Annotated in this window: 17 protein-coding genes and 1 other RNA gene; 9 read left to right on the top strand and 9 right to left on the bottom strand. The window is 67.9% G+C overall.

Annotated elements, in window-relative coordinates:
- Positions 1-94: 94 nt before the first annotated feature.
- The 4 genes from ACSZL9_RS10445 to ACSZL9_RS10430 all read right to left on the bottom strand — a co-directional run bounded on the left by ACSZL9_RS10445 (position 95) and on the right by ACSZL9_RS10430 (position 5094).
- Positions 95-1468, bottom strand: a complete 1374-nt coding sequence (locus tag ACSZL9_RS10445; RefSeq protein ID WP_446665430.1) for an FAD-binding oxidoreductase — start codon at positions 1466-1468, stop codon at positions 95-97.
- 214 nt (positions 1469-1682) lie between these two features.
- Positions 1683-2050: a transfer-messenger RNA gene (gene ssrA / locus ACSZL9_RS10440) on the bottom strand.
- A gap of 366 nt (positions 2051-2416) precedes the next feature.
- Positions 2417-3703, bottom strand: a complete 1287-nt coding sequence (locus tag ACSZL9_RS10435; RefSeq protein WP_446665429.1) for a class I SAM-dependent methyltransferase — start codon at positions 3701-3703, stop codon at positions 2417-2419.
- Positions 3700-5094 carry an FAD-binding oxidoreductase gene (locus tag ACSZL9_RS10430; RefSeq protein WP_446665428.1) on the bottom strand — a complete coding sequence of 465 codons (1395 nt, stop codon included), beginning with the start codon at positions 5092-5094 and terminating at the stop codon, positions 3700-3702. The genes ACSZL9_RS10435 and ACSZL9_RS10430 overlap by 4 nt, the downstream gene beginning before the upstream one ends.
- 233 nt (positions 5095-5327) lie before the next feature.
- Between ACSZL9_RS10430 and ACSZL9_RS10425 the strand changes: the two genes are divergently transcribed.
- The 6 genes from ACSZL9_RS10425 to ACSZL9_RS10400 all read left to right on the top strand — a co-directional run bounded on the left by ACSZL9_RS10425 (position 5328) and on the right by ACSZL9_RS10400 (position 10684).
- Entirely contained in the window at positions 5328-6020 is a 693-nt protein-coding gene (locus tag ACSZL9_RS10425; RefSeq protein WP_446665427.1) for a TetR/AcrR family transcriptional regulator, read from the top strand.
- Positions 6021-6237: 217 nt separating this feature from the next.
- On the top strand, positions 6238-7791 hold the full coding sequence (locus tag ACSZL9_RS10420) for a DHA2 family efflux MFS transporter permease subunit (RefSeq protein WP_446665426.1): 1554 nt from the start codon (positions 6238-6240) through the stop codon (positions 7789-7791).
- Positions 7792-7847: 56 nt separating this feature from the next.
- Positions 7848-8234, top strand: a complete 387-nt coding sequence (locus ACSZL9_RS10415; protein WP_446665425.1) for a biotin/lipoyl-containing protein — start codon at positions 7848-7850, stop codon at positions 8232-8234.
- An 80-nt stretch (positions 8235-8314) separates the two neighbouring features.
- Positions 8315-9052, top strand: a complete 738-nt coding sequence (locus ACSZL9_RS10410; RefSeq protein ID WP_446665424.1) for a hypothetical protein — start codon at positions 8315-8317, stop codon at positions 9050-9052.
- A gap of 25 nt (positions 9053-9077) precedes the next feature.
- The gene (locus tag ACSZL9_RS10405; RefSeq protein ID WP_446665423.1) at positions 9078-9926 is read left to right on the top strand and encodes a hypothetical protein; all 849 of its coding nucleotides are present in this window, start codon (positions 9078-9080) and stop codon (positions 9924-9926) included.
- Complete coding sequence (locus ACSZL9_RS10400; RefSeq protein WP_446665422.1) at positions 9923-10684, top strand: hypothetical protein; 762 nt, start codon at positions 9923-9925, stop codon at positions 10682-10684. Before ACSZL9_RS10405 ends, ACSZL9_RS10400 begins: the two co-directional genes overlap by 4 nt.
- Position 10685: 1 nt before the next feature.
- Here ACSZL9_RS10400 and ACSZL9_RS10395 read toward each other — a convergent pair whose 3' ends face one another.
- On the bottom strand, positions 10686-11084 hold the full coding sequence (locus ACSZL9_RS10395; protein ID WP_446665421.1) for a hypothetical protein: 399 nt from the start codon (positions 11082-11084) through the stop codon (positions 10686-10688).
- Positions 11085-11394: 310 nt separating this feature from the next.
- Between ACSZL9_RS10395 and ACSZL9_RS10390 the strand changes: the two genes are divergently transcribed.
- A complete protein-coding gene (locus ACSZL9_RS10390; RefSeq protein ID WP_123270792.1) occupies positions 11395-11643 on the top strand; it encodes a WhiB family transcriptional regulator in 249 nt (82 codons plus the stop codon).
- An 18-nt stretch (positions 11644-11661) separates the two neighbouring features.
- On the opposite strand, the gene ACSZL9_RS10385 is transcribed toward ACSZL9_RS10390, so the two are convergent.
- Together ACSZL9_RS10385 and ACSZL9_RS10380 are read right to left on the bottom strand one after the other, a co-directional pair.
- Entirely contained in the window at positions 11662-13131 is a 1470-nt protein-coding gene (locus tag ACSZL9_RS10385) for a sensor histidine kinase (RefSeq protein WP_446665792.1), read from the bottom strand.
- A gap of 109 nt (positions 13132-13240) precedes the next feature.
- On the bottom strand, positions 13241-18100 hold the full coding sequence (locus tag ACSZL9_RS10380; protein WP_446665420.1) for an NAD-glutamate dehydrogenase: 4860 nt from the start codon (positions 18098-18100) through the stop codon (positions 13241-13243).
- A gap of 166 nt (positions 18101-18266) precedes the next feature.
- Here ACSZL9_RS10380 and ACSZL9_RS10375 point away from each other — a divergent pair, with 166 nt between their 5' ends.
- Entirely contained in the window at positions 18267-18839 is a 573-nt protein-coding gene (locus tag ACSZL9_RS10375; RefSeq protein ID WP_446665419.1) for a hypothetical protein, read from the top strand.
- 120 nt (positions 18840-18959) lie between these two features.
- On the top strand, positions 18960-19451 hold the full coding sequence (locus ACSZL9_RS10370) for a DUF2505 domain-containing protein (protein ID WP_446665418.1): 492 nt from the start codon (positions 18960-18962) through the stop codon (positions 19449-19451).
- A 237-nt stretch (positions 19452-19688) separates the two neighbouring features.
- On the opposite strand, the gene ACSZL9_RS10365 is transcribed toward ACSZL9_RS10370, so the two are convergent.
- Both ACSZL9_RS10365 and ACSZL9_RS10360 read right to left on the bottom strand, forming a co-directional pair.
- Positions 19689-20591, bottom strand: a complete 903-nt coding sequence (locus ACSZL9_RS10365) for an endonuclease domain-containing protein (protein WP_446665417.1) — start codon at positions 20589-20591, stop codon at positions 19689-19691.
- Positions 20592-20810: 219 nt separating this feature from the next.
- Positions 20811-26393, bottom strand: coding sequence for an ATP-binding protein (locus ACSZL9_RS10360; RefSeq protein ID WP_446665416.1), 5583 nt, complete (start codon positions 26391-26393; stop codon positions 20811-20813).
- Between the last annotated feature and the right edge of the window lies 1 nt (position 26394).

Below are 26394 nucleotides of genomic sequence, written 5' to 3'. Positions count from 1 at the left end.
CTCTCAGCTGGGGCCCCCGTTTGCGACATCGTAGGTGCACCCGTCCACCCTTTGGGAAATGAATCCCGAGCATTGAGAACGCTTCCAGGACTCCCTATCGGCGTGATCGGGCTACCGGATACGAGAAACGGAAGGTCCCGTGCGGGTCGTGGCGCAGGTGTATGGCGTCCAGGCGGGCTCGCGTGCCGTCGTCCCAGGCGTTGCGCACGCCCTGCTGATCGCTGCCGTGGAAATTGATCAGCGTCCCTCCGGCGGACCACGGCTCGAGGGCGTGGGTGACGGCACGGCACGACGCCGGGGTGGCCTCGGCGAGTTGCGGCGGCAGCGGCCCGACGGCGTAGACGTTGAACCGTGCGTCACGACCCCCGACCGCGTTGTCCACCAATGGTTTACACGAGACAGCGCCGGCGAGATGCCGCAGCTCGGCCACGATCACTGGTGTGTCGACGCCCGGGCCTGCGACTGTGAGCAGGGCGTCGACCGCAGCTGCCGGAAGGTCGGACAGGAGGCTGCTGGTGTCCCACGCCGGCAGCGGATCCGCGGGGTCGCAGTGCACCGAAGCAACGGCTTGATACGGCGTGACCGCAACGGTGTCGATCAACACTGGTGCCACGGCGCGCATCGGCGCGAACGCGCTCTCCCCGGCCTCCGCGTCGCCGACATACAGGTATCGGACGTGCACGGTGAGCCGGCTGCGCAATGGCTCAGGCACCCCCGGCTTGTCCGGCAGCCGGAGCAGAGCGACCGAGCTGTTCGCCTGCTCGGGCAGTTCCACCACCCAGTCACGCCACGCGTGCAGGACCGCAGCCGCGTGCTTACCGTCCATGAACAGCCCGCCGCCGTAGTAGGTCGGGACCGGCATCAGCCCGAACTCCAGCTCCGTGACGACGCCGAGCTGACACTTGCCACCGCGCAAGGCCCAGAACAGGTCGGGATCGGAGTCGGCGGTCACCTCGCGCAGCACCCCGTCAGCGGTGACCAGCTGCACCCGCCGGACGTGGTCGGCCGCGAAGCCGTAGGTGCGGGCCATCGGACCCATACCTCCGCCGAGGGTGTAGCCCACTACCCCGACAGTCGTCGACGAGCCGTTCAGCGGTGCCAGTCCGTGCGGCCCGGCAGCATCGATGACCTGTTGCCACTGCACCCCCGCTGCGACGGTCGCCGTCCTGCGCTCCGGATCGATCCGGGTCGCGGACATCGCCGAGGTGTTGATCAACATGCCGCCGTCGGCGGGCACCACGGCGCCGTGTCCGGTCGCCTGCACTGCGATCGGCAGGCCACGCGCGACTGCGAAACCGACGGCTCGCACGACGTCATCCGCGCACGCGGCCGCGACAATGACGTCGGGGCACTGGGCCACCGCAAGATTGAACCCGGAAGTCATCGCCTCGAAGCCGGGATCTGCAGGCAGCAGCACCTGTCCGGCGATGGACTGCTGGAGGGATTCGGTCATCATCACATCGAGCATCTCCGGCTCCTCTCGCGAGGCGACGCCACGCGGCGAACTCAGCACGGGACTCGTGCGATCTCCTGGAGTATGACGACGCGTGCGATCCGAGGCCGAAATCTTGCGCGACGGGCTGCTTCGCGCACGAAAACACGGCAGCAAAACACCGCAGCAAAAAGCCGCAGCCACGAGTCGATCGCTCATGGCTGCGGCGTTGCTGTGAAAGATGATTCGCTCGTGGAGGTGGCGGGAATCGAACCCGCGTCCGCTGGTCTCGAGGCAAGGCTTCTCCGGGCGCAGTGCGCTATGGATTTTCTCGGCCCCAGGGCTCGCACGCACACGTTCCCTGACAGGCCCAGCCGAGTAAGAGTCCCGTGCCGCCCCTCGGCGTGACGACACAGCAAGTCCTCTAGCTGACGCCAGACACTGAGTCGAGAACTAGCTCAGGCTGACGGACTTCGGAACTCGCTCAGGCGGCGAGGGCGAAGTCGGTGCGCTTTGAATTGGCACCTATTGGTTTTGCACGGAGCGTTAACGAGATAACCGTGCATCCTCGGCCCGCTTCCCCTACGACGGCGATCAACGTCGAAACCGATCACCCCCATTGGTTTTTGATTTGCCTCCTCCTTCGCGTGCGACCTCGTACCTCGGTCGTCCGCTCCATCGTCGGCAAATCGTTCATGACTGACATTCCGGCAACTCCTCGTCACCCGACCTCGTTCCTCGGTCGTTCGACGCATCGTCGACAGAACGTTCATGCATGACTGACCTTCATGTGCTCCGGTCAGTCGGCGAACCATCTCTCACTGTTCAGTTATGGGCTGAAGCATACGGTCCAACACTGCGCTACGCGAACCGATTCCCGGGCGCACGCCGAGTGACGGTGAAACCGTCGAGTGACGGTGAAACCGTCGAGTGACGGCGTCATACGACCGTCACTCGGCGAGGAAGCCGTCACTGGCAGATGTGTCAGACCCCGAAGTTCGGACGCAACGGGTAAGCCCCGCGTCCGTCCGGGGCGATCTTCTCGCCGAGCACCTGGTGCAGCTGGATGTGGTTGCGCTCGAAGCCGATCGACGAACCGGCGAGGTAGAGACCCCACACGCGGGAGACCTGCTCGCCCGCGTCGCGGACGCACTCGTCCCAGTTCGCGGAAAGGTTCTTGCACCACGCGCGCGTCGTCCGGGCGTAGTGCTCGCGCAGGTCCTCGGCGTGCCGGATCTCGAAGCCCTCGTCCTGCATGGTCGACACCACCGTGCCGACGCCGGTGATCTCGCCGTCGGGGAAGACGTAGCGGTTGATGAACCCGCCCTTGGTGAGCGCCGGGGCCCTGTTGTCCGGGCGGGTGATGCAGTGGTTCAGCATCCGCCCACCGACCTTCAGCCGGTCGTAGTTGAACTTGAAGTAGCTCGGGTAGTTCTTCACGCCGATGTGTTCGGTCAGTCCGATGGAGCTCACCGCGTCGAAGCCGGTCTCGGTGATGTCGCGGTAGTCGCCGTGCCGCACCTCACCGCGGTCGTCCAGTCCGCACTCCTTCAGGTGCCGTTGCGCCCACGCCGCCTGCTCGGCCGACAGGGTCACACCGACAGCGGTGACGCCGTAGTGCTGCACGGCGTGCTTGACCATCCCGCCCCAGCCGCAGCCGATGTCCAGCAGTCGCTGGCCAGGCTTGAGGTCGAGCTTCTTGCAGACCAGGTCGAACTTGTGCTCCTGCGCCTCCTCCAACGTCGCGTCCGCGGCCGGGTAGCACGAGCAGGTGTAGGCCATCGACGGGCCGAGCACCAACTCGTAGAACTCGTTGCTCACGTCGTAGTGATGGTGGATCGCCTCGGCGTCGCGCTTGCGCGAGTGGCGCAGCCCGCGCAGGCCCTCGGCCATCCGGCGCCACTGCGGAGCGGACTCCTGAGCCGGCAGCTCGGGCACCCGAAAACTCTTCCAGCCCAACGACTTCAGGATGTCGGCCATCTCTCCCGCCGGCGGACGCTTGGCGGAGAAGTCGTCGAGGAAGAGGGACAGGAAGTCGTAGGGATCGCCCGGGTCGATGCCCTCGACGATCAGGTCGCCCATGATGTACGCCCGCGCCAGGCCCAGCTCACCGGGAGCCGTCACCAGGTAGCGCAGCGCACGCTCGTTCGCGATGTCGATCGTGACGACCGCGTTCGGGTCACCACCGGTCGAACCGTCATACGCCTTCACCGCGAACGGCACCTCGGTGCCGAAGATGCGGTCGGAAATTTCACCGATGGTCAGCGTCACCGCCGCTTCACCGCCTTCGTGTAGAGGTCGGGCAACCGCCCGGCCGGGTCGTACTTCTCCTTCACGTCATGGAGCGTGTCGCCGCCGTAGAGGTCCCAGAAGGTGTCCTCGTCGTAGTAAACATCGCTGTAGAGCGACTTGTGCCCACCCATGTCGTGGACGACTCGCTCGATGTCCTTGTTGACGTCACCGTCCGCGCGTCCCGGCGTGATCTCCACCGTGGACCAGAAGCCGACGTTGACGTACTGCTCCCCGCGCTTGAGCGGATAGAGCGGCCAGGGCTGCTCACCGTGGTCGTGGTCGCGAACGGCCAACGGGCACAACCAGATCGGCTCGATCGGGACATTGTCGAGGAACCAGTCGAGGAAGTCCTCGGTGCGGTCCAGGGAGATCTCGACGTCCTGCACGACCCGCTCGCGCGGCAGCTTGCCGCGCTTGGCGTCGACCTTGGCGATGTAACCGTTGTTGTTCTCCCAGCGGATGATCTTGCTGTAGACGTCGCTGCGCAGCAGCGACTTCGGCACCACCCGCCGGAACGCCGGCCGCTGCACGAAGAAGGCCCTGCTGCACCAGAACCAGTCGGTGTCCCACCGCCAGATGTAGTCCAGCGTCGTCAGGTAGTCCTCGCTGCGCTGCTGGATCGAGCGGTAGTAGATCTGCTGGCCGGTGTAGTCCGAGGTGTATGGCGCAGAAGCCGCCCAACCACCGAGCACCAGGTAGCTCTCGTCGCGCGAGAACACCACGCCGTCAACGAAATCGACCGACTCACCGTCGTAGGTGCGCTCGCGCAGCACCTCGCGCAGCGTGTCGATCAACTCCCGCAGCGTCCCGAAGCGCACATGCCGCAGATGGACGTATGGCGCCACCCGCTCCAGCTTGATCTTCAGCCGCACCGAGTAGCCGAGCGAGCCGTAGGAATTGGGGAAGGTGCGGAACAGGTCGGTGTTCTGCTCGTCACTCGCCGTGATGATCTCGCCGGCCCCGGTCAGCACGTCCATCTCGATGAGCGACTCGTGCGGCAGGCCGTTGCGGAACGACGACGACTCGATCCCGAGCCCGGTGACCGCGCCACCGAGGGTGATCGTGCGCAGTTGCGGCACGACATACGGCATGAGTCCGTAACGCAGGGTGGCGTCGACCAGATCCTCGTAGGTCGTCATCCCCTGCACATCGGCAGTGCCTGCGCGCGGGTCCACTTCCACTACGCCGTTGAGGCGCGAAACATCAAGTCCCGGAACGGGATTCGCCTCGCGGGGACGGAAGAGGTTGGACGTCTTCTTGGCCAGTCTGACCGGTGCGTCCGGGGGCATGGACGCCAGTTGACGTTGCAGGTCCTCGACCGCCGCTCGATGCTTCGCCCAGCCGACGATCTCGCCGCGTGCACGCGCCACTACTTCCTCCAGGACCGCACTGTCAGATTGCGCCCAGCAACCTACCCCCTCACCCCTTTCGCGCGACCGTCACCCTCCATAGCTAACCGATACAGCGGTCGGCTACGGCCGCCGATGCGACCCAGGTCACAGAGCAGGTGACCACTATTCACTTGCACGGCCGCCGACCGAGGTCTACCTTTTGAATAGAACGAAACAGTTTCGTTCCATCGAGATCAGCGAGAATGGCCTCGATGCCCTACTCCGCCAAGGAAGGAACCACCGTCATGAACGTCTCCGCGACCACCGAGACCGCCAGCAAGCCGCGCGTCGAAGGTGACCGCGAGGCGGAGATCCTGGACGGTGTCATCGACACCCTCATCGAGGTCGGCTACGACCGGATGACCTTCGATGCCGTGGCCGGCAGGGTGCGCGCCAGCAAGGCGACGCTCTACCGCAAGTGGCCGACCAAGGCAGATCTGGTCGTCAGTGCCCTGGAGCACATGAAACAGGGCACGCCGGGGGTCGAGCACGGCCTTCCGGACACCGGCAGCCTGGCCGGCGACCTGACGTTCCACTTCTGCGATGACCCCGACTACAACGACAAGTCGACCCTGCTCTTCGGCTCCGTGGTCTCGGCGATCCACCGCGATCCCGAGCTCACCAACGTCTTCATGGAACGTTTCATGAAGCCGCGGATGGCCGAGCTGCGCACGGTTGTCGAACGCGCACAGCGACGGGGGGAGATCGGCCCGAAAGCGGACCTCGACCTCCTCGCGAGCATTCTGCCCGGCGAGATCGTCTACCGAGTCATCACGACCGGCGAGTGCCCCGACGAACCATTCATCACCCAGGTGATCGAGCAGGTGATGCTGCCCGCGTGTCGGGCGAGTGTCGAAGGCAATGCCTGTGCCGACTCCACGGGACGGAAAAAGGGACAGAAGTAGTCCGCAGAGCCTGGTCCACTTCTCAATGTCGAAATAGAGCGACTCCGCTCGTCATACCAGTGACGAACAGCTTCGACGACCGCCCACCGGCGGCCGGCTGATCGGTCACGCCCAGTTCACACACACTCACCGATGTCCGCAAAACCGCGGGTCACCGGCCGAATACCCCTGTGCCCGCACACCTTTCGGGCACTTAGATCCTGGAAGGAACATCTCGATGACCGCAATTGTCGACGCGGTGTCCGGGGAGAAGTCCACACCGAGGAAGACAAACCTCACCGTGGCGCTCATCGTGATCGCCATGGCGCAGCTGATGATCGTGCTGGACGGCACCATCGTCAACATCGCCACACCGCACATCCTCACCGACCTGGACTTCACGCAATCGAGCGTGCAGTGGGTCGTCACGTCATACGCCCTGGCCTTCGGCAGCCTGCTGCTGCTCGGCGGGCGTCTGGGCGACCTCTTCGGTCGCAGACGCATGTTCATCCTCGGCGTCGTGATCTTCGCGATCGCGTCACTGATCGGCGGGATCGCGCCCAGCGGCGCGCTGTTGCTGACCGCACGCGGCCTGCAGGGCGCCGGCGCCGCACTCGCCTCCCCCGCCGCACTGGCCCTGATCAACACCACGTTCCCGGCCGGCAAGGAGCGCAACCGCGCCATGGCGGTGTATGCCGCGATGTCCGGCGCAGGCGCCGCTGTCGGCCTGATCCTCGGCGGACTACTGACCGAGGCCGACTGGCGCTGGACGTTCTTCATCAATGTCCCGCTCGGCCTGGTCGTGGCGGCCCTCGCCCCGCGCGTGCTGATCGAGTCCGAGAGCAGCGACGGCACACTCGACATCTGGGGTGCGGTGACCGGCACCGTCGGTCTCTTCGGCATCGTCTACGGGCTGTCCCACGCAGGTCAGCAGGGTGCCTCGTGGGGTGACTTCGAGACACTCTTCCCGCTCCTCGGCGGTCTGGCCGTCGTCGGGTTGTTCGTTCTCGTCGAGTCCAGGGTGCGACACCCGCTGTTGCCGTTGCGGATCCTGACGAACCGCACGCGTGCCGTCTCACTCACCGCGATGCTCGTCGTGGGCGCGGCGATGTTCGCAATGTTCTTCTTCCTCGGGCTGTTCGTGCAGCAGGTCCTCGGCTACTCGCCGGTCAACACCGGCTTCGCGTTCCTGCCGTTCAGCGCCGGGATCGTCGCCGCTGCGGGCATCGCGTCCAACCTGGCCGGTCGGGTCGACCCCCGGTGGCTGGCCGGGTTCGGCGGTGCCCTGATGACCGTCGGTATGTGGGGCTTCTCCCAGCTGACGACCGACAGCGGTTACGCGTCGCACCTGCTGCCGTGGGTGGTCGTGATGGGCTTCGGGATGGGCTTCGTCTTCATCCCGCTCACCCTGACCGCGACCGCGGGGGTCAACAAGGACGACTCGGGTGCCGCAGCGTCGGCGCTCAACACCGCACAGCAAATCGGAGGAGCTGTCGGTATCGCCGCGTTGACCACCATCTTCACGCACTACGCGACGCAACGGGGTAGCGAGCTGGCCGCCAGCGGCCAGGCTGCGATGGCCAGGGCCACCGCCGCCGGACATGCCCCGACCAAGGACCAGATCGCCGCGGCGACGCACGACGCAGCGCTGCAGGCACAGACCTTCGGGTCGACCCAGGCGTTCTGGTTCGCCGCCGCCATGATTCTCGCCGCCACGCTGCTGGTGGTCGGTCTGCTGACCATCCGCCACACGGAGCTGGCCACCGAGGAGGCTGCGGTCACCGTGGCCTGATCGCGAAGCGAGCAGGCCAGACACAGGCCATGTCTCGAACCCGTAGGGTTCGGGGCATGGCCCGTTCGTTGCACGCAGTCCCCCGGGCACTCGCCGTGGCGCGGGTCCGCGGTGCCGTGGATGCGACCGTGCCCGGAGGCGTCACGGCACCGTTCGGCGGTGTCGTGACGTTCTGCGTCGCCGAGGGCGACCGCGTGCGGGCCGGGGACGTGCTGGCGACCATCGAGGCGATGAAGCTGGAAGCCGCCCTCACCGCTCCGTCGGACGGCCGCATCCGGCGGCTGGCGGCCGCGGATCTGGCATCGGTGGAAGGCGGTGACCTCCTGCTGGAGGTCGAGCCGGAGGTCGATCCGGAGACCGACGTGGAGATCGATGTGCGGTGTGCCGCGGGCAAGTCTCCCGCGGCGGGCCATGGAACCTCCGAGCCGCCACTCGGGTCATAATGAGCGGCACCGAACGCGAACAACCGGACCTGCACAACCAGACTTGATCAACGGACTTCATCGGTAAGGGAGCGCATTTCATGGTGAAGGCACGCGCGGCGTCGGTCGCGGCCGTTGTCGTGACCGCCGGCCTGCTGGCCGGTTGCAGCAGTGGCAGCGCGGGCACCAAGTCGCCCGGCCCCTGGACCGAAGGGTCCCAGCAGCAGGGCCTGGTCAAGGGATCGGTGCCGGGCGAGTCGTCGGACCGCAAGGTCGTCGACGGCGGCGCCGACTGGAACTTCGCCCTCGCCAAGTCCGACGACCCGAACGTGCCGTCGTCGCAGTGGCCCAGCGCCGACAGCGTGCTGACATCCGACCAGATCAAGGGCGCGATCCCCGAGGCGTCGTCACTCTCGCTGGGCGACTGCGCCAAGGGTGTCAACGGCCCGCGGTCGACGGACAAGAACGCCAGCTGCACCTGGTCGGTCACTCTCAAGGACAGCGGCGACTACAGCAACTCCCTGACCGTGAGCATCGTCGCGGTCGGCGCCGACGAGAAGGTCACCGAGTCCTGGACGTCCGAGCGCAACAAGAACTTCTCCAGTCGTCGGTCCGGCGAACGCTTCTTCACCAGTGGTTCGTTCGGTGCCAAGGGCAGCTACTACCTGGACAACAACCAGGCGTCCGTCCTGGTCTCCGACGGCAACCTCGCCGCCTGGATCAACCTGACGTTCAAGGGGTTCAACTCGCTCAACGACTCCCGCAACACCATGCTCACCGGCATCTTCCCGGTGCTCGCCAAGGACCTGGCCGACCGGATGCCGAGAAAATATGTCTGAGGCATCGGACACCAGGAAGGGGCGCATGAACGCTTCACGTAGGTCGGCCGCCATCGCCGCCGGGGTCTGCGCGGCGCTCGCCGTGACCGTCCCGGCATACACCGCGTATGCCGCAGGCGGCTCCCCCGCCGCCGCGCCCAGCGCGAGCAGCTCGAGCACGACCGGCAAGGCCTCGACGAAGCCCGGCAGCAAGAAGTCGACGTCGGCCAAGCCGACGGTGACGCCATACAGCCCGCCGGCCGCGCCGAGTGGCGACTCGGCACCGAAGGCGAAGAAGACGATCACGCCCTCCGGGCACTTCGCGGTCAAGGTCGACAAGACCGGCAAGAAGCCGATGGACTCCAGCTGGCCCTCCGCAAACCAGATCTTCACCGAGGCCGAGCTGCGCCAGGTCGTGCCCGGCCTGAAGTCGGTCCACGCCGATCAGTGCCACACCGGCAGCCTCCCCGACGGCGGGTCGACGGCGAAGTCCACCACCTGCACGCTCAAGCTCACCGTCTCCGGCGAGTCCGCCGACGACCGCAGCCAGCTGGTGATCAACATCCGTGGGTTCGGTCTGCCGCAGCAGATCGGCAAGCAGTGGACCAAGGACCTGCAGCAGGCGAAGGCACGCTCGGCCAAACGCCCCGGGCTCTACACCTTCTATCCCAACAAGTCGCTGGGGACCTCGGCCGCGTTCACCGACGGCACCACGACCAAGGTGCTGCTCCAGCACGGCGACGTCGCCGGCGAAGTGTGGTTCAGCGGCATCGGGTTCACCGAGCTCACCGACGACTACCTTGCCTCCCGACGTCTCTACCGCACGACCATCGTGCCGTCCCTGGTGCAACTGCTCGGGGAGAAGCTCACCACCACCGAAAAGGCAGCAGCATGAAACGCCTCGCTCTCGTGACCGCCGGCGCCCTCGCCGTCTCCGTGCTCACCGGCTGCGGAGGCAGCAGCGGCGGTGCTTCGCAGGCCACCAGCACCACCAACGGCCCGCGGCCGCACGAGCCCTACAAGACCCAGAAGCCCGGCCAGTGGGACTCCCCCGGTGTCGTGGTCGCCAACGACGTCGGCCGCAAGGTCGTCCTCGACAAGAGCCTGCCGGTCTTCGACCCGCCGATCACCGACGGTGGCGTGGCACAGACCGACTGGCCGGAGGCCGGCCGGCTGCTGTCCATGAAGGAACTGATCGGTGTCTTCCCCGACGCCACCAAGATCGGCTTCACCCCGGACGGCCCGACCAAGCTGGTCATCACGCCGTCGCTGAAGAATGACTCGAACTCGGAGAAGGTCGACAGGAACAAGATCACCCTCACCGTCGACTCGGTCGGCACGGAGAACTCCGTGCTCGCGGCCTTCGACTCCAAGCGCTCCAGTGACCGCACGATCCACACCGACGCCGGCGGCAAGCCGAGCGGCCCACGCATCTACTACAAGGACGGGTCGTTCAAGACGCACCGGCTGCGCCTTGATTTCGACAACCAAGACGTCTATCGCGTCGTGATCGGCAACGGTCGCACCGCCATGCAGTTGAGCCTGACCTGGGACGGCTTCTACTCACTCGACGGGGACGGTTTCGACTCCGACAAGGTGATGGAGCAGCAGGTCTTCCCGCTGATCTTCCAGTTGCTCGCAGCCCGGATGTGAGCTACTCGTCGTCCAGGTCGTAGCTGGGCACCCGCAACGTCGCCGCGAAGGTCACCGCACCGATCAGGATGACCAGCACGCCGATCGCAGGGCCGCCGTTGGTGGCGACGGTGAAGCCGACGATCACCGCCAGGACGTTCCACAGCAGGGCCGGGGTGCGCGCCAGGCTGCGCTCCCGCCAGAAGCCCCACACCAGCAACCCGCTGCACACCGCGAGCGCCAGCACGGTGCCGCCCTCGGTGGCCGCACGCCCGGCATCGTCGCTGCCCCCACGCAGCGCCAGCACGAACAACGCGACGGCGAAAATCACCAGCACCAGGGTCTGTAGTGCCAGCAGCAGAGCCGGGAGTCGCCAGATCTGTCCGGGTCGCCGCTGCGGTCCTGCCTCGGGCTTGATCACGGCATGCACCGTATGCCGTGCCGCCCATAGCAGCACATGCGCCCCCGCCGGCGGACATCGCGGTGTGACCGATAACTCACCGTTCGAAAGGAAAATCTTCGTCAAACCGCTTGTGGATTGTTGTTGGTATCTGTGAAAGTTGGGAACAACGTATGGCGCGCAGGCGTTGCCCAAGAGCAACGGACGAGTCCCTAACCGCCATCTGAGCGTTCAGACGCGGAGACTCCGCCCACGAACATTCAACCCCATTGATCTAGTCGTTGACGCATGCACCTTCGGCACGTGCGTCCCGAGCAAGGAGCGGAACCACATGGATTGGCGCGATCGCGCTGCATGCCTGGACGAGGACCCGGAGTTGTTCTTCCCCATCGGCAACACCGGACCCGCCTTGCAGCAGATCGAGGACGCCAAACAGGTGTGCCGCCGCTGCGAGGTCATCGACACCTGCCTGAAGTGGGCACTCGAGTCCGGCCAGGATGCCGGCGTCTGGGGTGGCCTCTCCGAGGACGAGCGCCGCGCCCTGAAGCGTCGCAACGCCCGCGCCCGCCGCGCCGGCTGAAGAAACCCCACGAAGTTCTCACGACTCCTCCCGCAGTCGTGCCACGAACCGCACGGCCGTGCCGTGCGGTTCGACGCGTGACCAGCTGATCTCGCCGCGCAGGTCCTGCACGAAGGACCGCACGATCTGAATGCCCAGGCCGGACCGCGCCGGATCGAACTCCTCCGGCAGGCCGGCACCGTCGTCGGTGACGGTCACCCGCAACAACTCCTCGCCGTCCTCGCTCATGGCTCGCTTCGCATCGAGCGTCACGTGCCCGCCATACCGGGCGAAACCGTGCTCGATGGCGTTCTGGACCAGCTCCGCGACGATCATCGCCACGGCGGTCGCGTCCTCGGCGTGCAACGAGCCGAAGCTGCCGGTGAGTGCAGCGGTGACCCGCTCCTGGGAGCGGTTGCTGATCTCGACCGCGGAGCGCAGTGAGCCGTCGGCGATCTCGTCGAAGGGCGTCGTGTCGTCCCAGTCGCCGCTCAGGGTCTCGTGCACGGCCGCGATCGTGCCGACCCGCCGCACCGCACCGGCGAGCGCAGCCCGCGCCTGCGGGTCGTCCAGCCGTCGCGCCTGCAACCGCAGCACCGCGGCCACCGTCTGCAGGTTGTTCTTGACCCGGTGGTGGATCTCCCGGATCGTCGCGTCCTTGCTCAGCAGCTCCCGCTCCCGGCGGCGCACCTCGCTCACGTCGCGCACCAGCAGCACCGCCCCGGTCCGGCGCCCGCCCTCGGACAGCGGGATCGACCGGGCGCTGACATAGGCGCTGCGGGACTCGATCTCGGTGCTCCATGGCACCCGGCCGGTCAGCACCATCATCAGCTCCTCGTCGACCGGCCCGCGTTCGGGCAGCACCTCGCCCAGCACGGACGCCAACCGCGCGCCGACCAGTTGCTCGTCGTGCCCGAGCCGGTGCAGCGCGGACACGGCGTTGGGGCTGGCGTAGGTGACGTTGCCTGCCGCGTCCAGCCGGAGCACGCCGTCACCCACCCGCGGCGCACCGCGCCGGCTGTCGGAGGCCGCGGCGGCGTTCGGGAACGCCCCGGAGGCGATCATCCGGGCCAGCGCGTCGGCGGTCGCCAGGTAGGTCACCTCCAGCCGGCTGGGCGTGCGCATCGACGCGAGGTTGGTATGCCGCGTCAGCACCGCGACCGCGGACCGGCGGTGCACGACCGGGATCGCCTCCTCGCGCACCGGCAGGTCGTCGCGCCACATGGTCGAGTGCGAGCGGACGATCTCCGGCCCGGCATACGCCTGCGCGACCGTGCGCTGCCGGGTGTGGTCGATGCGGCTGCCGACGACGTCGTTGACGAAGACACCGACGCCGGTGGTCGGCCGGACGTGCGCCGCCGCGACCCAACTCTTGTCGCGGGTGGGAACCCACAGGACCAGATCCGCGAAGGACAGGTCGGACAGCAGTTGCCAGTCGCTCACCAGCAGGTGCAGCCAGTCCCACGCCGCCTGGTCCAGGTCGGTGTGCTCGCTCAGCACGTCGTTCATCGAGGGCACGGGCTGAGCCTAAGTCACCCCACTCTCGTTGAAAGGCTTGGCCTCAGCGCGCAATGAAGCGGCGCCCGACGAGTGTCGGACGCCGCTCCATGTCGTGGGTCTAGCGGGCCGAGCCGGAGCGCACCACCGACCGCAGCGTCCGCAACGCCACCGACAGCGGGGCCAGACCGGCCTCGTCCAGCTCCGCGACACCGACCAGCGCCTGCTGTGCGCGGTTGATCGAGTCGGCGTTCTCGGTGGTCCAGCGGTCCAGTCGCTGCTCTGCCGACTCGGTCGCCGGGGTGTCGGCGATGACCGCGGCCGTGAACGAGTCGAGCACGGCATACAGGTCGTCACGCACCGCACCACGGGCCAGGGCGTCCCACCGGTCGTCACGCGGCAACCGCGAGACGGCCTGCAGGATCCGGTCGATGCCGAGGCGTTCGGACAGCATGAAGTAGACGGCCGCCACGTCGGCCACCGGTGTCTCGGTGCTGATCGCCTGCTCGGTGATGTCCAGCAGCGAGTAGGAGTCCAGCAGCGCAGCCGCCCAGCCGGTCAGCTCCGGTGGGACACCGCCGGCGCTCATCTCCTCACGCCGCGCCTGCCAGCGCTCGTGCTCGGTGCCCTGCAGCATCTCCGGCAGCTTCGGGGTCAGCTCCCGCACGACCGGACCGAACCGCTCGATCTCACCGGCGACGTCCAGGCGTGCCGGACGGCTGTGCACCAGCCAGCGGGTCGCGCGGTCCAGCAACCGGCGGAACTCCAGGTAGAGCGTCGTCTGCGAGTCGGTCGGCACCTTGTTGTCCAGGGCCTCGACCTGCGAGACGAACTCGGTGAGCCCGAATACCTCGCGAGCGATGACGAAGGCGCGCGCGATCTGCTCCGGCCCGGCGCCGGTCTCCTCGGCGACGCGGAAGGCGAAGGTGATGCCGCCACGGTTGATCATCGAGTTGACGACCTGGTTGATCACGATCTCCCGGCGCAGCGGGTGCTCCGCCAGCTCGGCGGAGTACTGGTCGCGGATCGGCTTCGGGAAGTATGCCGCCAACCGCTCCCGGAACCACGCGTCGTCGGTCAGCTCGGAGTGCGCCAGGTCGGCCTTCATCGCCAGCTTCGAGTAGGCGACCAGCACCGAGAACTCCGGTGAGGTCAGCCCCTCGCCCGCGGCGCCGCGCTGGTCGATCTGCGCGTCGGTGGGCAGGAACTCCAGCTCCCGGTCCAGCTCGCCGCGCTGCTCCAGCCAGTGGATCAACCGCTGGTGGACCGGCAACATCGGGTGGGTCTGCGCGCGGGCATTGCCGAGCAGGACGTTCTGCTCGTAGTTGTCACGCAGCACCTGGACGGCGATCTCGTCGGTCATCGAGTGCAGCAGGGTGTTGCGCTGCTCCAGGTCGAAGCGGCCCTTGCGCATCAGGTCGGTGACCAGGATCTTGATGTTGACCTCGTGGTCGGAGGTGTCCACGCCGGCCGAGTTGTCGATGGCGTCGGTGTTGATCCGCACGCCGCGCTGGGCGGCTTCGATGCGACCCAACTGGCTGGCTCCGAGGTTGCCGCCCTCGCCGACGACCTTGACCCGAAGGTCGCCACCGTTGACCCGGATCTGGTCGTTGGCCCGGTCGCCGATGTCCGCAGCGGTCTCCGAGGACGCCTTGATGTAGGTGCCGATGCCGCCGTTCCAGAACAGGTCGACCGGTGCCAGCAGCACCGCTCGCATGAGTTCGTTCGGGGTCAGCTTGGTGACGTCGTCGGCCAGTCCGAGCGCGGCACGTACCTGCGCGGTGATCGGGATCGACTTGGCGGACCGTGGGTAGACCCCGCCGCCCTCGGAGATCAGCGATGTGTCGTAGTCGGCCCAGGACGAGCGGGGCAGGTCGAACAGCCGACGGCGTTCGGCATACGACGTGGCGGCCACCGGGTCGGGGTCCAGGAAGACGTGCCGGTGGTCGAATGCCGCGACCAGCCGGATGTGCTCCGACAACAGCATGCCGTTGCCGAAGACGTCACCGCTCATGTCGCCGACGCCGACGACGGTGAAGTCGTGCTCCTGGGTGTTGACGCCCATCTCGCGGAAGTGCCGCTTGACCGACTCCCACGCGCCGCGGGCGGTGATGCCCATGCCCTTGTGGTCGTAGCCGGCCGAGCCGCCGGAGGCGAAGGCGTCGTCCAGCCAGTAGCCGTAGTCCTGCGCGACGCCGTTGGCGATGTCGCTGAACTTCGCTGTGCCCTTGTCGGCCGCGACCACCAGGTAGGTGTCGTCCGGGTCGTGTCGCACGACGTCGCGTGGCGGCACGACCTCGCCGTCGACCAGGTTGTCGGTGACGTCGAGCATGCCGGAGATGAACAGCTTGTATGACGCAACGCCCTCGGCCAGCCAGGCCTCCCGGTCGCTGGGGTCGGGCAGTCGCTTGGCGACGAATCCACCCTTGGACCCGGTCGGCACGATGACGGCGTTCTTGACCATCTGCGCCTTGACCAGACCGAGCACCTCGGTGCGGAAGTCCTCGGGTCGGTCGCTCCACCGCAGTCCGCCGCGGGCGACCATGCCGAAGCGCAGGTGCACGCCCTCGATGCGCGGGCCGTAGACCCAGATCTCGAACTTCGGCTTCGGGCTGGGCAGCCCGGGCACGGACGCACAGTCGATCTTGAAGCTGACGACAGCGCTCGGCTTGCCCTGCTCGTCACGCTGGTAGGCGTTGGTGCGCAGGGTCGCTCGGATGACGCCCATCATGGCGCGGATGATGCGGTCGTGGTCGAGGCTGGCGACGTCCTCCAGGGCCGTCTCGATCCGGTCCACGACCTGTGCCTGCGCACCGTCGCGGTCGGCCGCCTGGTGCGCGGGGTCGAACCGGGCTTCGAACAGCTCGACCAGGTCGCGGGCCAGCTCGGTGTTGGCTCGCAGTGCCTGCTCGATGTAGCTCTGGCTGAAGGTGAAACCGATCTGCCGGAGGTATTTGCTGATCGCGCGCAGCAGGGTGACCTGTCGCGAGCTCAGCCCGGCGTGCAACACCAGTGCACCCAGTCCGTCGCTCTCCGCGTCGCCCTCCCACGCATCGCTGAACGCCGTCTGGAACCTGTCACGGACCTCGGCGGTGGACTCGTCGTCGGTGCCCCAGTCGGATTCGCCCTCGGCGCGCAGCCCGAAGTCGTAGACGTGCACGACGACACCGTCGGCGCGCTGCATCGAGTAGGGGCGCTCGTCGGTCACCTTGACACCGAGGTTGGTGAAGACGGGCAGCACGTCGGTGAGCACCACCGGGTCACGGCGGAACAGCTTGAAGCGCCGCTCACGCGAGTCGGCCGCCGGGTCGCGGTAGAGCGTCAGCAGCGTGTCGTCGTCGGACTTCAGGGCTTCGATGCGCCGCAGGTCCGCGACACCCTGCCGCGGGGTGAAGTCCTCCTTGTAGGCCTCCGGGAACGCCCGGGAGTAGAGACTCATCACGCGGGCGGAGGCGTCCTCGCCGTCCTCCTCGTGCGCCACGGCGCCGAGCCGCTCACCCCAGGTGCGGCTGCTCTCCAGCAGCTGCCGCTGCATCTCGTCCGCGTCGACGTCGGGCACCTCGGCACCGGCGCGCAGGCGTACGACGAAGTGGATCCGCGCGAGCGGGGAATCGGCGATGCGCGTGGTGTAGTCGACGGCCTCGGCGTCATACGCCTCGCGCAGCACCCGCTCGATGCGCAACCGGACGCCGGTGTTGTAGCGGTCGCGGGGCAAGTAGACCAGCACCGAGACGAACCGGCCGAACTCGTCCACCCGGCGGAACATCTGCGACTGGCGCCGCTCCTGCAACCGCAGCACGGTGGTCGAGATCTCGTAGAGGTCCTTGCTGGAGGTCTGGAAGAGCTCGTCGCGGGGGTAGGTCTCGAGCACTTCGAGCAGGTCCTTGCCGGAGTGACTGTCCGGTGAGAAGCCAGTGCGCGCAAGGACTTTCGCGACTCGCTCGCGCACGACCGGCACGCGGCGCACGGACTCGGTGTAGGCGCTGGACGTGAACAGGCCGAGGAAGCGCTTCTCCCCCACGACGTTGCCCTGCTCGTCGAACGTGCGGATGCCGATGTAGTCCAGGAACGACGGGCGGTGCACCGTCGCACGCGAATTGGCCTTGGTGATCGTCAGCAACTGCGGGGTGCGCGCGATCGCACGCCCCCGCGGGCTGAGCCGGCCGAACGAACGGGACGACGGCTTGTCGTAGCGCAGGATGCCCAGGCCCGAACCGGGCTCGGTGCGCAGCACGTCCTCGCCGTCAACGGTGTCGAGGGTGTATTCGCGGTAGCCGAGGAAGGTGAAGTGGTTGTCGGCCAGCCAACGCAGGAATCCCTGCGCCTGCTCAACCGCCTTGGCCGGCACCGGCTCCGGGCGGGTGCCGTCGAGGTCGGCGATGACCTTCTCGCACTCGTCGTGCATCTTCGACCAGTCGTCGACCGCGACCCGCACGTCGCCCAGCACTCGCTCGACGTCGGCGACCAGCTCACGGTCGGCGGCCTCGTCGACGCCCAGGTCGATCTCGAAGTGCATCCACGACTCGCTGGTCGGTGCGAGCGCGTCGGCGCCGGTCTCGGGGAGCCGGTCTGCGTCATACACCTTCTCCAGGCGCCCGGACGCGTCGCGCTGGACGAAGAGCTGCGGGTGGATCAGCGCGTGCACGCTGCGGTCGTGCCGGGCGAGCTCGGCGATGACCGAGTCGACCAGGAAGGGCATGTCGTCGGTGACGATCTGCAGGACGGCGAAGGGGCAGGACCAGCCGTCCTGCTCGAGTGTCGGATGAGAGATCCGCAGGTTGGTGGTGCCCGGCGCGCGGTCGGCCGCGAGACGCTTGTGGGACGCCAGTGTCCCGATCAGCCGGTCCGGGCCGTAACCGACGATGTCCTCGTCGGCGACGTGTCGGTAGTAGCGCTCCAGGAGCCAGGGCGGTGCGTCCGCCTCGTGCTCCGATGCGCATTCACGCAAGATTTCTGCACGGGAATTACTGTCCACGGACATAGATGTTCTTCGGCCCTCGTCGTGACGTTTCGGCAGCGACGTCGTTGTCGTGCCATGGATCACAGTAGACCCGGACGTGGCGAAGAACACATTGGGGACACGCCCCGCAGCCAGCCTGTGGGCGAGGCTTTCGCACGACGGGCCATCCGGCGTTAGTCTGCCCAGGATGCAGACCAGTGACCGGACCCGAGGCGTTGCTCTCCTCGTGCCCAGGCTGCTGAGCATCCAGATCGATCCGGCCGAGATCGAGACGGCCGACGTCGTCGCCGACGCCATCGAGCGGTCCGCAGAAGCGCTGCTGAGGTGGCACGACGACATCGCCGAGATCCAGCACAAACGCATCCCGCCGCCCGGCGCTCCCGACCCGGTCTTGACCGAGCCACCGGCCGACAGTCCGGCGCACGCCAGCACCCGCTTGGCCCAGCACGTGCGCGCCGGCACCATCCCCGCAGATCCAGCCGGTCTGGAGGTGGCGGCCAGTGAGTTGCACGGCATCGCGCACACCATCGCTCGGGTCGCGAGCAACTGCTCGACCGAGCCCAGTGCCGAGCAGGGCACCCAGATCGCGGATGCGCTGGAGCGGCTGTCGGCAGCGTTGCGCGCCCTGGCCGACACACTGCGCACGGAGTCCCGGCGGCTGGTCGACTGCTCCGCCGACGGTGTCGACCAGGTGCTCGGCAGGGTGGTGCGTGCCGAGCATGCCGCCCGGGTGGCTGCTGCCATGACGTTGCGTGACTGAGGTTGCGTGCCTGGGGTTGCATGGCTGACCGGGTGTGACGGACGTTGTGTGACTGGCCTTGTGTGACTGAGGTTGCGTGGCTGGCGGACACGACCAAAGCGTCCCGATACGCTGCACGCTATGCAGATCGAGGAGACGTGGAGCTACGACGCCCCGGCCGACCGGGTGTTCGAGATGCTCTTTGACCCGGCGTTCCAAGAGTCCAAGTGCGCGGCCACTGGCGCGCTCAGTCACTCGGTGCAGATCGACGAGCAGGCCGTGCCACCGACCATCGAGACCCGCCGCGAGATGGCCACTGACGGCCTGCCGGACAACGTCGCCCGGATCGTCGGGAAGACCTTGCACATCGTCGAGATCCAGCGATGGAGCGAGCCTGCCGGCGACGGCTCCCGCACTGCGGACATCGACGTCTCGATCGACGGACTGCCGATCAGGTATGCCGGAAAGATCCAAATGACGACCGACGGTGACACCACGTCGATGCACGTCTCCGGCGACCTGAAGGCGAAGATCCCCCTCGTCGGTGGGAAGGTCGAATCCGCAGCAGCCCCAGCCATCTCCGAAGGTGTGCAGATCGAAGCGCAGACCGGCAAGAAGTACCTCGCCGGCTGACCGGCATTCGAGCTCGGGCACGCTGGTCTTGGCCCCGGCGACAAAACCGCGACAGTCGCGAGTTATTCGCCACACCGAGGCATCACGCACGAACAGGTCGCGACTGTCGCGAGTTATTCGCCCGAAACCACTCCGGAACCGAGCAGATCGCTACTGTCGCGAGTTACTCGCCATACCGAGGCACTTCGCACGAGCAGATCGCGACAGTCGCGAGTTATTCGCCGTACGCCAGTGGCGTCAGGCTGCGAAATGGCGCTGCCACTCGAGGCCGGTCGACGGCACGCGGCATCCGGCCTGGCGCAACGCCATCGCGATGCGGTGGATGACGCCGGCCGGATCGCGGAACAAGTCGGCGGCCGTGACGATGACGAACCGCCAGCCGGCACCCTCCAATTCTTCGCGACGAGCAAGGTCAGCACGCCACTGGTCCTGTCGGTCCATGTGATGGCGCCCGTCGTATTCGATCGCGATCTTGTATTTCGCGTAGCCGAGGTCGATCCGACGCACGACACGGCCGCTGCCATCAACGATCGGGAAGTTGACGACGGGCTCGGGCAGATTCGCGGAGATGACCAACAGTCTCAGCCGGCTTTCGTTCGGTGACTCGACCCCTGCCCGGACTAATGCAGCGGCCTCTCGCGCACGGCCCACTCCGTCAGCCGACCGCTCGTTGCAGAATCGCCGCAGCTCCTCGGGCGTCACCCGCCCGCTGTGGACCAGCGAATCGCCGAGCACCAGCAGATCGATCAACTCGAGCGGGCGCGCAAGATTGAGGAAGGTCTGGGCGGCCGTGGTGATCGGAATCCCTTGGAACCACATGACTTCCGGCGGCCTGGCAAAGTAATGCAGCCGCAGCCCGCCGGACGTGACGCGCCGTCGCCGAAGTGTGCCCAGATGCACGTCGGAGCTCTCCGGGACGATGCCTCCCAGGCACAGGGCTGCCGACTGGTGCGATGCGAAACCGGCCGGCGCAACCATCCGCAGCGCCAACTCGAGGCGGTCGCGATGACTCACGGTCGTCTGTGCCCGGGCGTAGCCACCGCGGAACAGCCGCTGGAATCTCGGCCCGCTGAGTTCGTACGGTTGCACGCCCGCAGCACGCGCCTCGGCAGAAGTGAAGGTGCGTCCTAGCTTCGTCATACGAACGAAGATGGTCCCAGCACTGTGCGGCCGATATCCCGCGCATGGCCCGCTGTGTATGACGGTGCTGACCCTGCGGGGATGTGGACGACGCCCCGCCACGGCCCACGGAACTTGCTACTGTCGCGACTTATTCGCCTGCAAACCCCTCCGGGGACGAATAACTCGCGACTGTCGTGAGTTATTCGCCTGTAGCCCGCTCAAGGTGAACGACGGGTGTCAGCTCCTCGTGCTCCCCGGCGTCCCTGAGCCTCCTGCGCTCCCTGTGTTCTCCAGACCCCGCGCCAACGCCTCGACGATCTTCGGACGCAACTGACTGGCCGCGATGACCTCGTCGACCGAGCCGACCTCGACCGCACGATGTATGTCGTGCACGGCGTCGAATTCCGCGGCGACCTCGGCGATCTTGGCCGACCGCAGGCTCGCCTGCAGCTCGTCGAGTTCGACTCGTAGCGCTGCGCGTTCGGTGACGTCCGAGCCGTCGATGCGCTGCTGCAGCTCCGCGAGCGCAGGGTCGGCAGCGGCGCGCTTGCGGACCTCGGAGGCGAAGACCACGGCCGCTGCCGGCGCCCCGCCGAGCACCGACGCGAACGACCCGTCGACGGCCAGGACCGTCATGTTCGGGTTGAGCTTCTTGGAGAAGACCACGAACGCGCCACCGTGATAGCGGGAGATGACACAGAAGACGATCGGGCCGTCGAAGTTGACGATCGCGCGGCCGATCTCGGCGCCGTACTCCAGCTGCAGATTGCGCATCGACTCCGGTGAGCCGTCGAAGCCCGACAGGTTGGCCAGCACCACGACCGGGCGATTGCCGGACGCGGCGTTGATCGCCCGCGCGACCTTCTTGGACGACCGCGGGAAGAGCGTGCCGGCAGTGTAGGTGTCCGGGCCGTCGGTGGGCGGGAAGCCTTGCCGGGCAACAGGTTTGGACTCGATGCCGATGAGCGAAACGGGGTAGCCGCCGACGCGCGTGTCGACGGTGACGGCGGTCTCGGCGTCCGCCATACTCCCCCACCGCTCCAGCATCAGGTGGTCCTGATCGGCGACGGCGCGCATCACGCTGCGTATGTCGAAGGCGCGCTTGCGGTCCGGGTTGAACTCCCGGGAGAAGATGTCGCCGACCTTCGCGAACTCGTCGCCGTCGTGCGGGCTGTCGGAGATGTCCCGGTCGACCGGGTCCGAGCTGGGCGCACGCCGCGGGCCGGACTCACCGGGCACGACATACGTGTGGTCGTAGTGCTGCATCAGCACCATGAGGGCACGCGCGAGATCGGGCACCCAGTATTGGGCCTGGCCGTTCGGACCCATCACCCGGTCGTAGCCGCCGATGCCGTAGTTGTCCTCGGCCGACACGCTGCCGGCGAAGTCGAGCGTCTGCTTGCCGGTCAGCACCATCGCACTGTCCGGCGTCATCACCAGGATGCCCTTGGTGTGCATCAGCATGGTGGCCTCGGCGTTCCAGTAGGGCTGCCCGCCGACGTTGATCCCGGCCACGACGATGTTGATCTCGCCGCCCGCCTGGGTGAACTCCACGATGCGCTTGAGCCCGACCGCGACCCAGTCGAGGTTCTCGCTGCCACTGGTCATCGAAACCCGGGCACCCGCTGAGACGGCGAACCACTCGACCGGCACCTGCATCCGCTCGGCCAGGTCGAGGGCGGCGACCACGCGGCTGCACTCGGGCTCGGCGAGCGCGCCGAGCGACTTCAGCGGATCGCCTGCGAGTACGACGCGGGTGACGCCCTCGGGGTAGAGCTGGGTCGGAGTGGTGACGACGCCGACGATGATGCCGGCGGTGTTCTGGCCGCGGGGGCGGTCGACCGGCACCAGTGCGCCGCTGTCGTCGAAGTCGTACTCGACGAACGACCCGGCGCCGGCCAGCGTCGGCTCCAGCTCGTAGGGGTAGACCAGCCCGCGCCGACGGGCGCGCAGCACCTTGGCGGCGTAGTCGTCCAGTGGCGCCAGCGGCTCGGTCGGCGGCGCGGTGACATCGGCCGACACACCTGCACCCGGCGTCGCGTGGAAGCGTATGGCGATCTGGCTCGGCGTGCCGTCGGGGCCTTCCACGCGGCCCTGGGCCAGCACCTCCTCGATGCCGGCGCCCTCGGTGAGCGGCGTGATCTTCGACTGCAGCGCCGCGAGATGCGCGATGTCGGCTTCGACCGGCGGCCAGACCGTCACCCAGACGTGGTTGACGTCCAGCGGGGTCTTCCCGCCGCGGTGTGACGCACGAACCCGGCGGATCGCCTCCAGGCAGTTCTCGACCGCACGCTCGGCGTGCGGCAGGGCCACCACGTCGCCGTGGTCGTCGCGCACGACGGCCAGCTGCCGCACCTGCGCCAACGCCACCAGCCGGTGGTCGTCCGGGTTGCTGCGTGCGACGCAGTCCAGCAGCAGCACGTCCTCGGGCGCCTCGAGCCGGGTGACGTCGAACTCACGCAACCGCCACAGGTTGAGTCGCCGGCCCACCATCGGGTGCATGCCGCGGACCAGATCGTCCTCGGTCCAGCTGCCCTCGACGGAGCTGTCCCCCACCGAGCCGCCGCTCGGGCGGAAGGTGAAGTATTCGACGGCGCGCGGTGCACGCGGACACACTGCGAACGACACCCGTCGCACCTTCTGCGAAAACTGTTGGCGCGACACAAGATCGAGCAGAACGTCGCGTGCCTCGTCCGGCTGCTCGGGCAGGTCCGCCCAGCGCAGGTAGATCTCCACCACGTTGTCGTGGTCGCTGGCCAACAGGTCCTCGACCGCGCCCCACAACGAGCCGTCCCGGAGCTGCTCGATGTCGGCCACGGTCGTCACGTCACGGGTCTGCCCGTGCGTCTCGGAGAGGTATTCGGCGCACGCCGTCGGGCGGCCGCGCACCTGCGCCGACTGCAGGTCGTGCAGCGCGTATTCGAGGTAGTGCCGCCGGATCAGCACCTCCAGCAGCGGCTCGTAGGCACTGTCGATGGTGCTCGGCTCGGCATACATCCGATCCCGCAGGAAGCCGACGAGCGGCTCCGGTATGGCGGTCAGTGCCGCGATGCGGGCGTCACGGTCGTGTGCGTCCTGGTCGGTCAGTGCGGCGACCTCATCGGCAACGCCACCCAGGATGCTGGACCGCTCGTCGTCGACGATGGGCTGGTCGAACCAGCGGAACCGCACGGACCGGGCCAGGTCGCCGACCACGGAGAACCGCCGCTGCGTGGCACGCACCACGCGTTCGAGCAACTCCCGGGCACCGCTCACGTCCACCGGCGCCGGCACGGACAGCCAGCTGCGCAGCAGCTGCACGGCAATCTCGACATCACCGACGTCCTTCTGCGCCAACGAGATCCGGAAGAGCGCCTCCTCCAGCTTCGGGGTGCGATCTAGCTCGGTGATGCAGTAGTGCCGCAGGACGCACAGCAGCTTGTCGCGGAACGACTGCGGCAGGTCGCCGCGGTCGAGGTCGACGGTGCGCAGGTAGGTCTGGAAGTGCTCGCGGGAGCTGTGCACCCGCAGCTCGGAGTGCGCTTCCTCGCGCGCCGGACGGTTGCGACTCAGCTCGGCGAAGTCGGCGAACATGTCCAGCAGGGCCAACTCGTCGACGCTGGGTGCCGCACTGGTGTCCCGCTCGGCCAGGTAGGTCTGCAGCGTCTCCTGCCGCTCGGAGTCACTGACGTCATACCCCATGAGCGCGGAGCGCAATGTGCTCATCGCGGCAGCGTCGCGCTCCTCGCGGGTGCGCACGCGGTCGTCGGAAGGCAACCCGAGGTCGGCCTCCGGCGCCGCCTGCCCCTCACTCGCGTCGTCGTCACCGGTCGGCTCCAGCCGCACCAGCGGCGCGCCGGTCTCGACCTGGGTGCCGGAACGCACCAGCAGGTCACGGACGCGGCCCGTGAAGGGTGCGGGGACGATCGTCTCCATCTTCATCGACTCCAGCACCAGCACCGGGTCCCCGGCGGCGACCTCGTCGCCCACCGCGACCGGGGTCGCGACCACCAGCGCCGGCGCGGGCGCACGCATGATGCCACCCTCGTCGCGGCTGACCCGGTGGGTCACTCCGTCGACCTCGATCAGCTGGGTCGGACCGTGCGAGGCGCTGACGACTCGGAACGACTCGCCGTCGACGACGAGCCGGCTGTGCACGTCGTCCAGCCGCTCCAGGGCGGCGGAAACCGTCCGGGTCTTCGCGCCGCCGGTGACACTGACGGAGTAGTCGACCGGGCTGACCCGACGCACCGCCACCGCGAACGTCTCACCGCGCAGCTTCAGCTCCGTGGTGCTGTCCGGGTCGTGGTGCAGCTGCGGGCGGCCGCCGTATGCCGTCTCGAGGAACCCGGCGATCTCGGCGCTCTCCTGCTCGGCATAGCCCTCGATGGCCGCGGCCACGAGGGCGACACCGGCGTGCGGGTGGTCGGCCAGTCGGCCCGCGGCGCGCATCCGGTCTATCCAGGCGGTGTCGGCCCAGTCCGGCTCACCGCGCGTGATCTCGGGCTGCCCGAGCAGCTCCAGCACGAAGCTCTTGTTCGTGACACCACCCTCGATGATGACGGTGGTCTCCTCCAACGCCCGGCGCAACCGGGCGAGCGCCTGGCCACGGCTGGATCCGTGGGCGATGATCTTGGCGATCATCGAGTCGAAGTCGGCAGGGATCGTGTCGCCCTCGTTGACCCCGGTGTCGACACGTATGCCGGGCCCGGCGGGCAACTCCAACCGGGTGATCCGGCCGGGTGCGGGCGCGAAGTCGCGGTCCGGGTCCTCGGCGTTGAGCCGGGCCTCGACGGCGTGTCCTCGCTCCGCCGGCCGCTCGCCGCTCAGCGGCTCGCCCGCGGCGACCTGCAGCTGCAACGCCACCAGGTCCAGCCCGGTGACGGCCTCGGTGATCGGGTGCTCGACCTGCAGGCGGGTGTTGACCTCCAGGAAGGCGAAGGTGCGCTCCTGCGGGTGGTAGAGGAACTCCACCGTGCCCGCGCCGCGGTAGTCGACCGCAAGCGCCAATCGCTCTGCGGATGCTTTGAGTTCGCTGGTCTGCTGCTCGTCCAGCAGCGGCGACGCCGATTCCTCGATGATCTTCTGGTTGCGCCGCTGCACCGAGCAGTCACGGACGCCGACCGCCCAGGCGGTGCCCTGCCCGTCGGCGATGACCTGCACCTCGACGTGGCGTGCCCCGGTGACGAGCTTCTCCAGGAAGACCACGCCACTGCCGAAGGCGCGCTCGGCCTCGTCGCGAGTGCGCTGATAGGCGTCCTCCAGCTCCGCTGCACCGTTGACCTTGCGGATGCCGCGGCCGCCACCGCCGGCGGTCGCCTTCAACATCAGCGGGTAGCCGATGCGGTCGGCCGCCGCGAGCGCGTCGGCCAGGGTGTCGACGCCGCCACGGCTCCACGGGGCGACCGGGACACCGACCTCCTCGGCGATCAGCTTGGAGCCGATCTTGTCCCCCAGCCGGCGCATCGCCTCGGCGGACGGGCCGATGAACGTGACGCCGAGGCGCTCGCACAGGTCGGCGAACGCCGGGTCCTCCGCGACGAACCCCCAGCCCACCCAGGCCGCGTCCGCCCGGGTCTCGGTCAATGCGTGCTCCAGCGCCTGCAGGTCGAGATAGGGACGGTCGGCCGCAACGCCGAGCAGGTGAGCCTCGTCGGCCTCACGGACGAATGCCGCGCCCGCGTCGACGTCGGTGTAGAGCGCGATCGTGCGCAGCGGCGCCGCGCCGCCGTCGAGGTCGCGGTGGGCATTCACGTCGCGCACCGCGTGGATCAGTCGCATCGCGGCCTCTCCACGGTTCACGATGGCGACACGGGTCAGGTTCGGAGGCACGGATTGCACA

It is taken from the genome of Flexivirga sp. B27 (assembly GCF_052905685.1).
This window is presented reverse-complemented; position numbering and strand designations above follow the sequence as displayed.

Coding starts and splice junctions, on each gene's coding strand:
- ACSZL9_RS10445 (WP_446665430.1), bottom strand. CDS start 1,468: ATGCTCGATGTGATGATGACCGAATCCCTCCAGCAGTCCATCGCCGGA.
- ACSZL9_RS10425 (WP_446665427.1), top strand. CDS start 5,328: ATGCCCTACTCCGCCAAGGAAGGAACCACCGTCATGAACGTCTCCGCG.
- ACSZL9_RS10420 (WP_446665426.1), top strand. CDS start 6,238: ATGACCGCAATTGTCGACGCGGTGTCCGGGGAGAAGTCCACACCGAGG.
- ACSZL9_RS10415 (WP_446665425.1), top strand. CDS start 7,848: ATGGCCCGTTCGTTGCACGCAGTCCCCCGGGCACTCGCCGTGGCGCGG.
- ACSZL9_RS10410 (WP_446665424.1), top strand. CDS start 8,315: ATGGTGAAGGCACGCGCGGCGTCGGTCGCGGCCGTTGTCGTGACCGCC.
- ACSZL9_RS10405 (WP_446665423.1), top strand. CDS start 9,078: ATGAACGCTTCACGTAGGTCGGCCGCCATCGCCGCCGGGGTCTGCGCG.
- ACSZL9_RS10400 (WP_446665422.1), top strand. CDS start 9,923: ATGAAACGCCTCGCTCTCGTGACCGCCGGCGCCCTCGCCGTCTCCGTG.
- ACSZL9_RS10390 (WP_123270792.1), top strand. CDS start 11,395: ATGGATTGGCGCGATCGCGCTGCATGCCTGGACGAGGACCCGGAGTTG.
- ACSZL9_RS10385 (WP_446665792.1), bottom strand. CDS start 13,131: ATGAACGACGTGCTGAGCGAGCACACCGACCTGGACCAGGCGGCGTGG.
- ACSZL9_RS10380 (WP_446665420.1), bottom strand. CDS start 18,100: ATGTCCGTGGACAGTAATTCCCGTGCAGAAATCTTGCGTGAATGCGCA.
- ACSZL9_RS10375 (WP_446665419.1), top strand. CDS start 18,267: ATGCAGACCAGTGACCGGACCCGAGGCGTTGCTCTCCTCGTGCCCAGG.
- ACSZL9_RS10370 (WP_446665418.1), top strand. CDS start 18,960: ATGCAGATCGAGGAGACGTGGAGCTACGACGCCCCGGCCGACCGGGTG.
- ACSZL9_RS10365 (WP_446665417.1), bottom strand. CDS start 20,591: ATGACGAAGCTAGGACGCACCTTCACTTCTGCCGAGGCGCGTGCTGCG.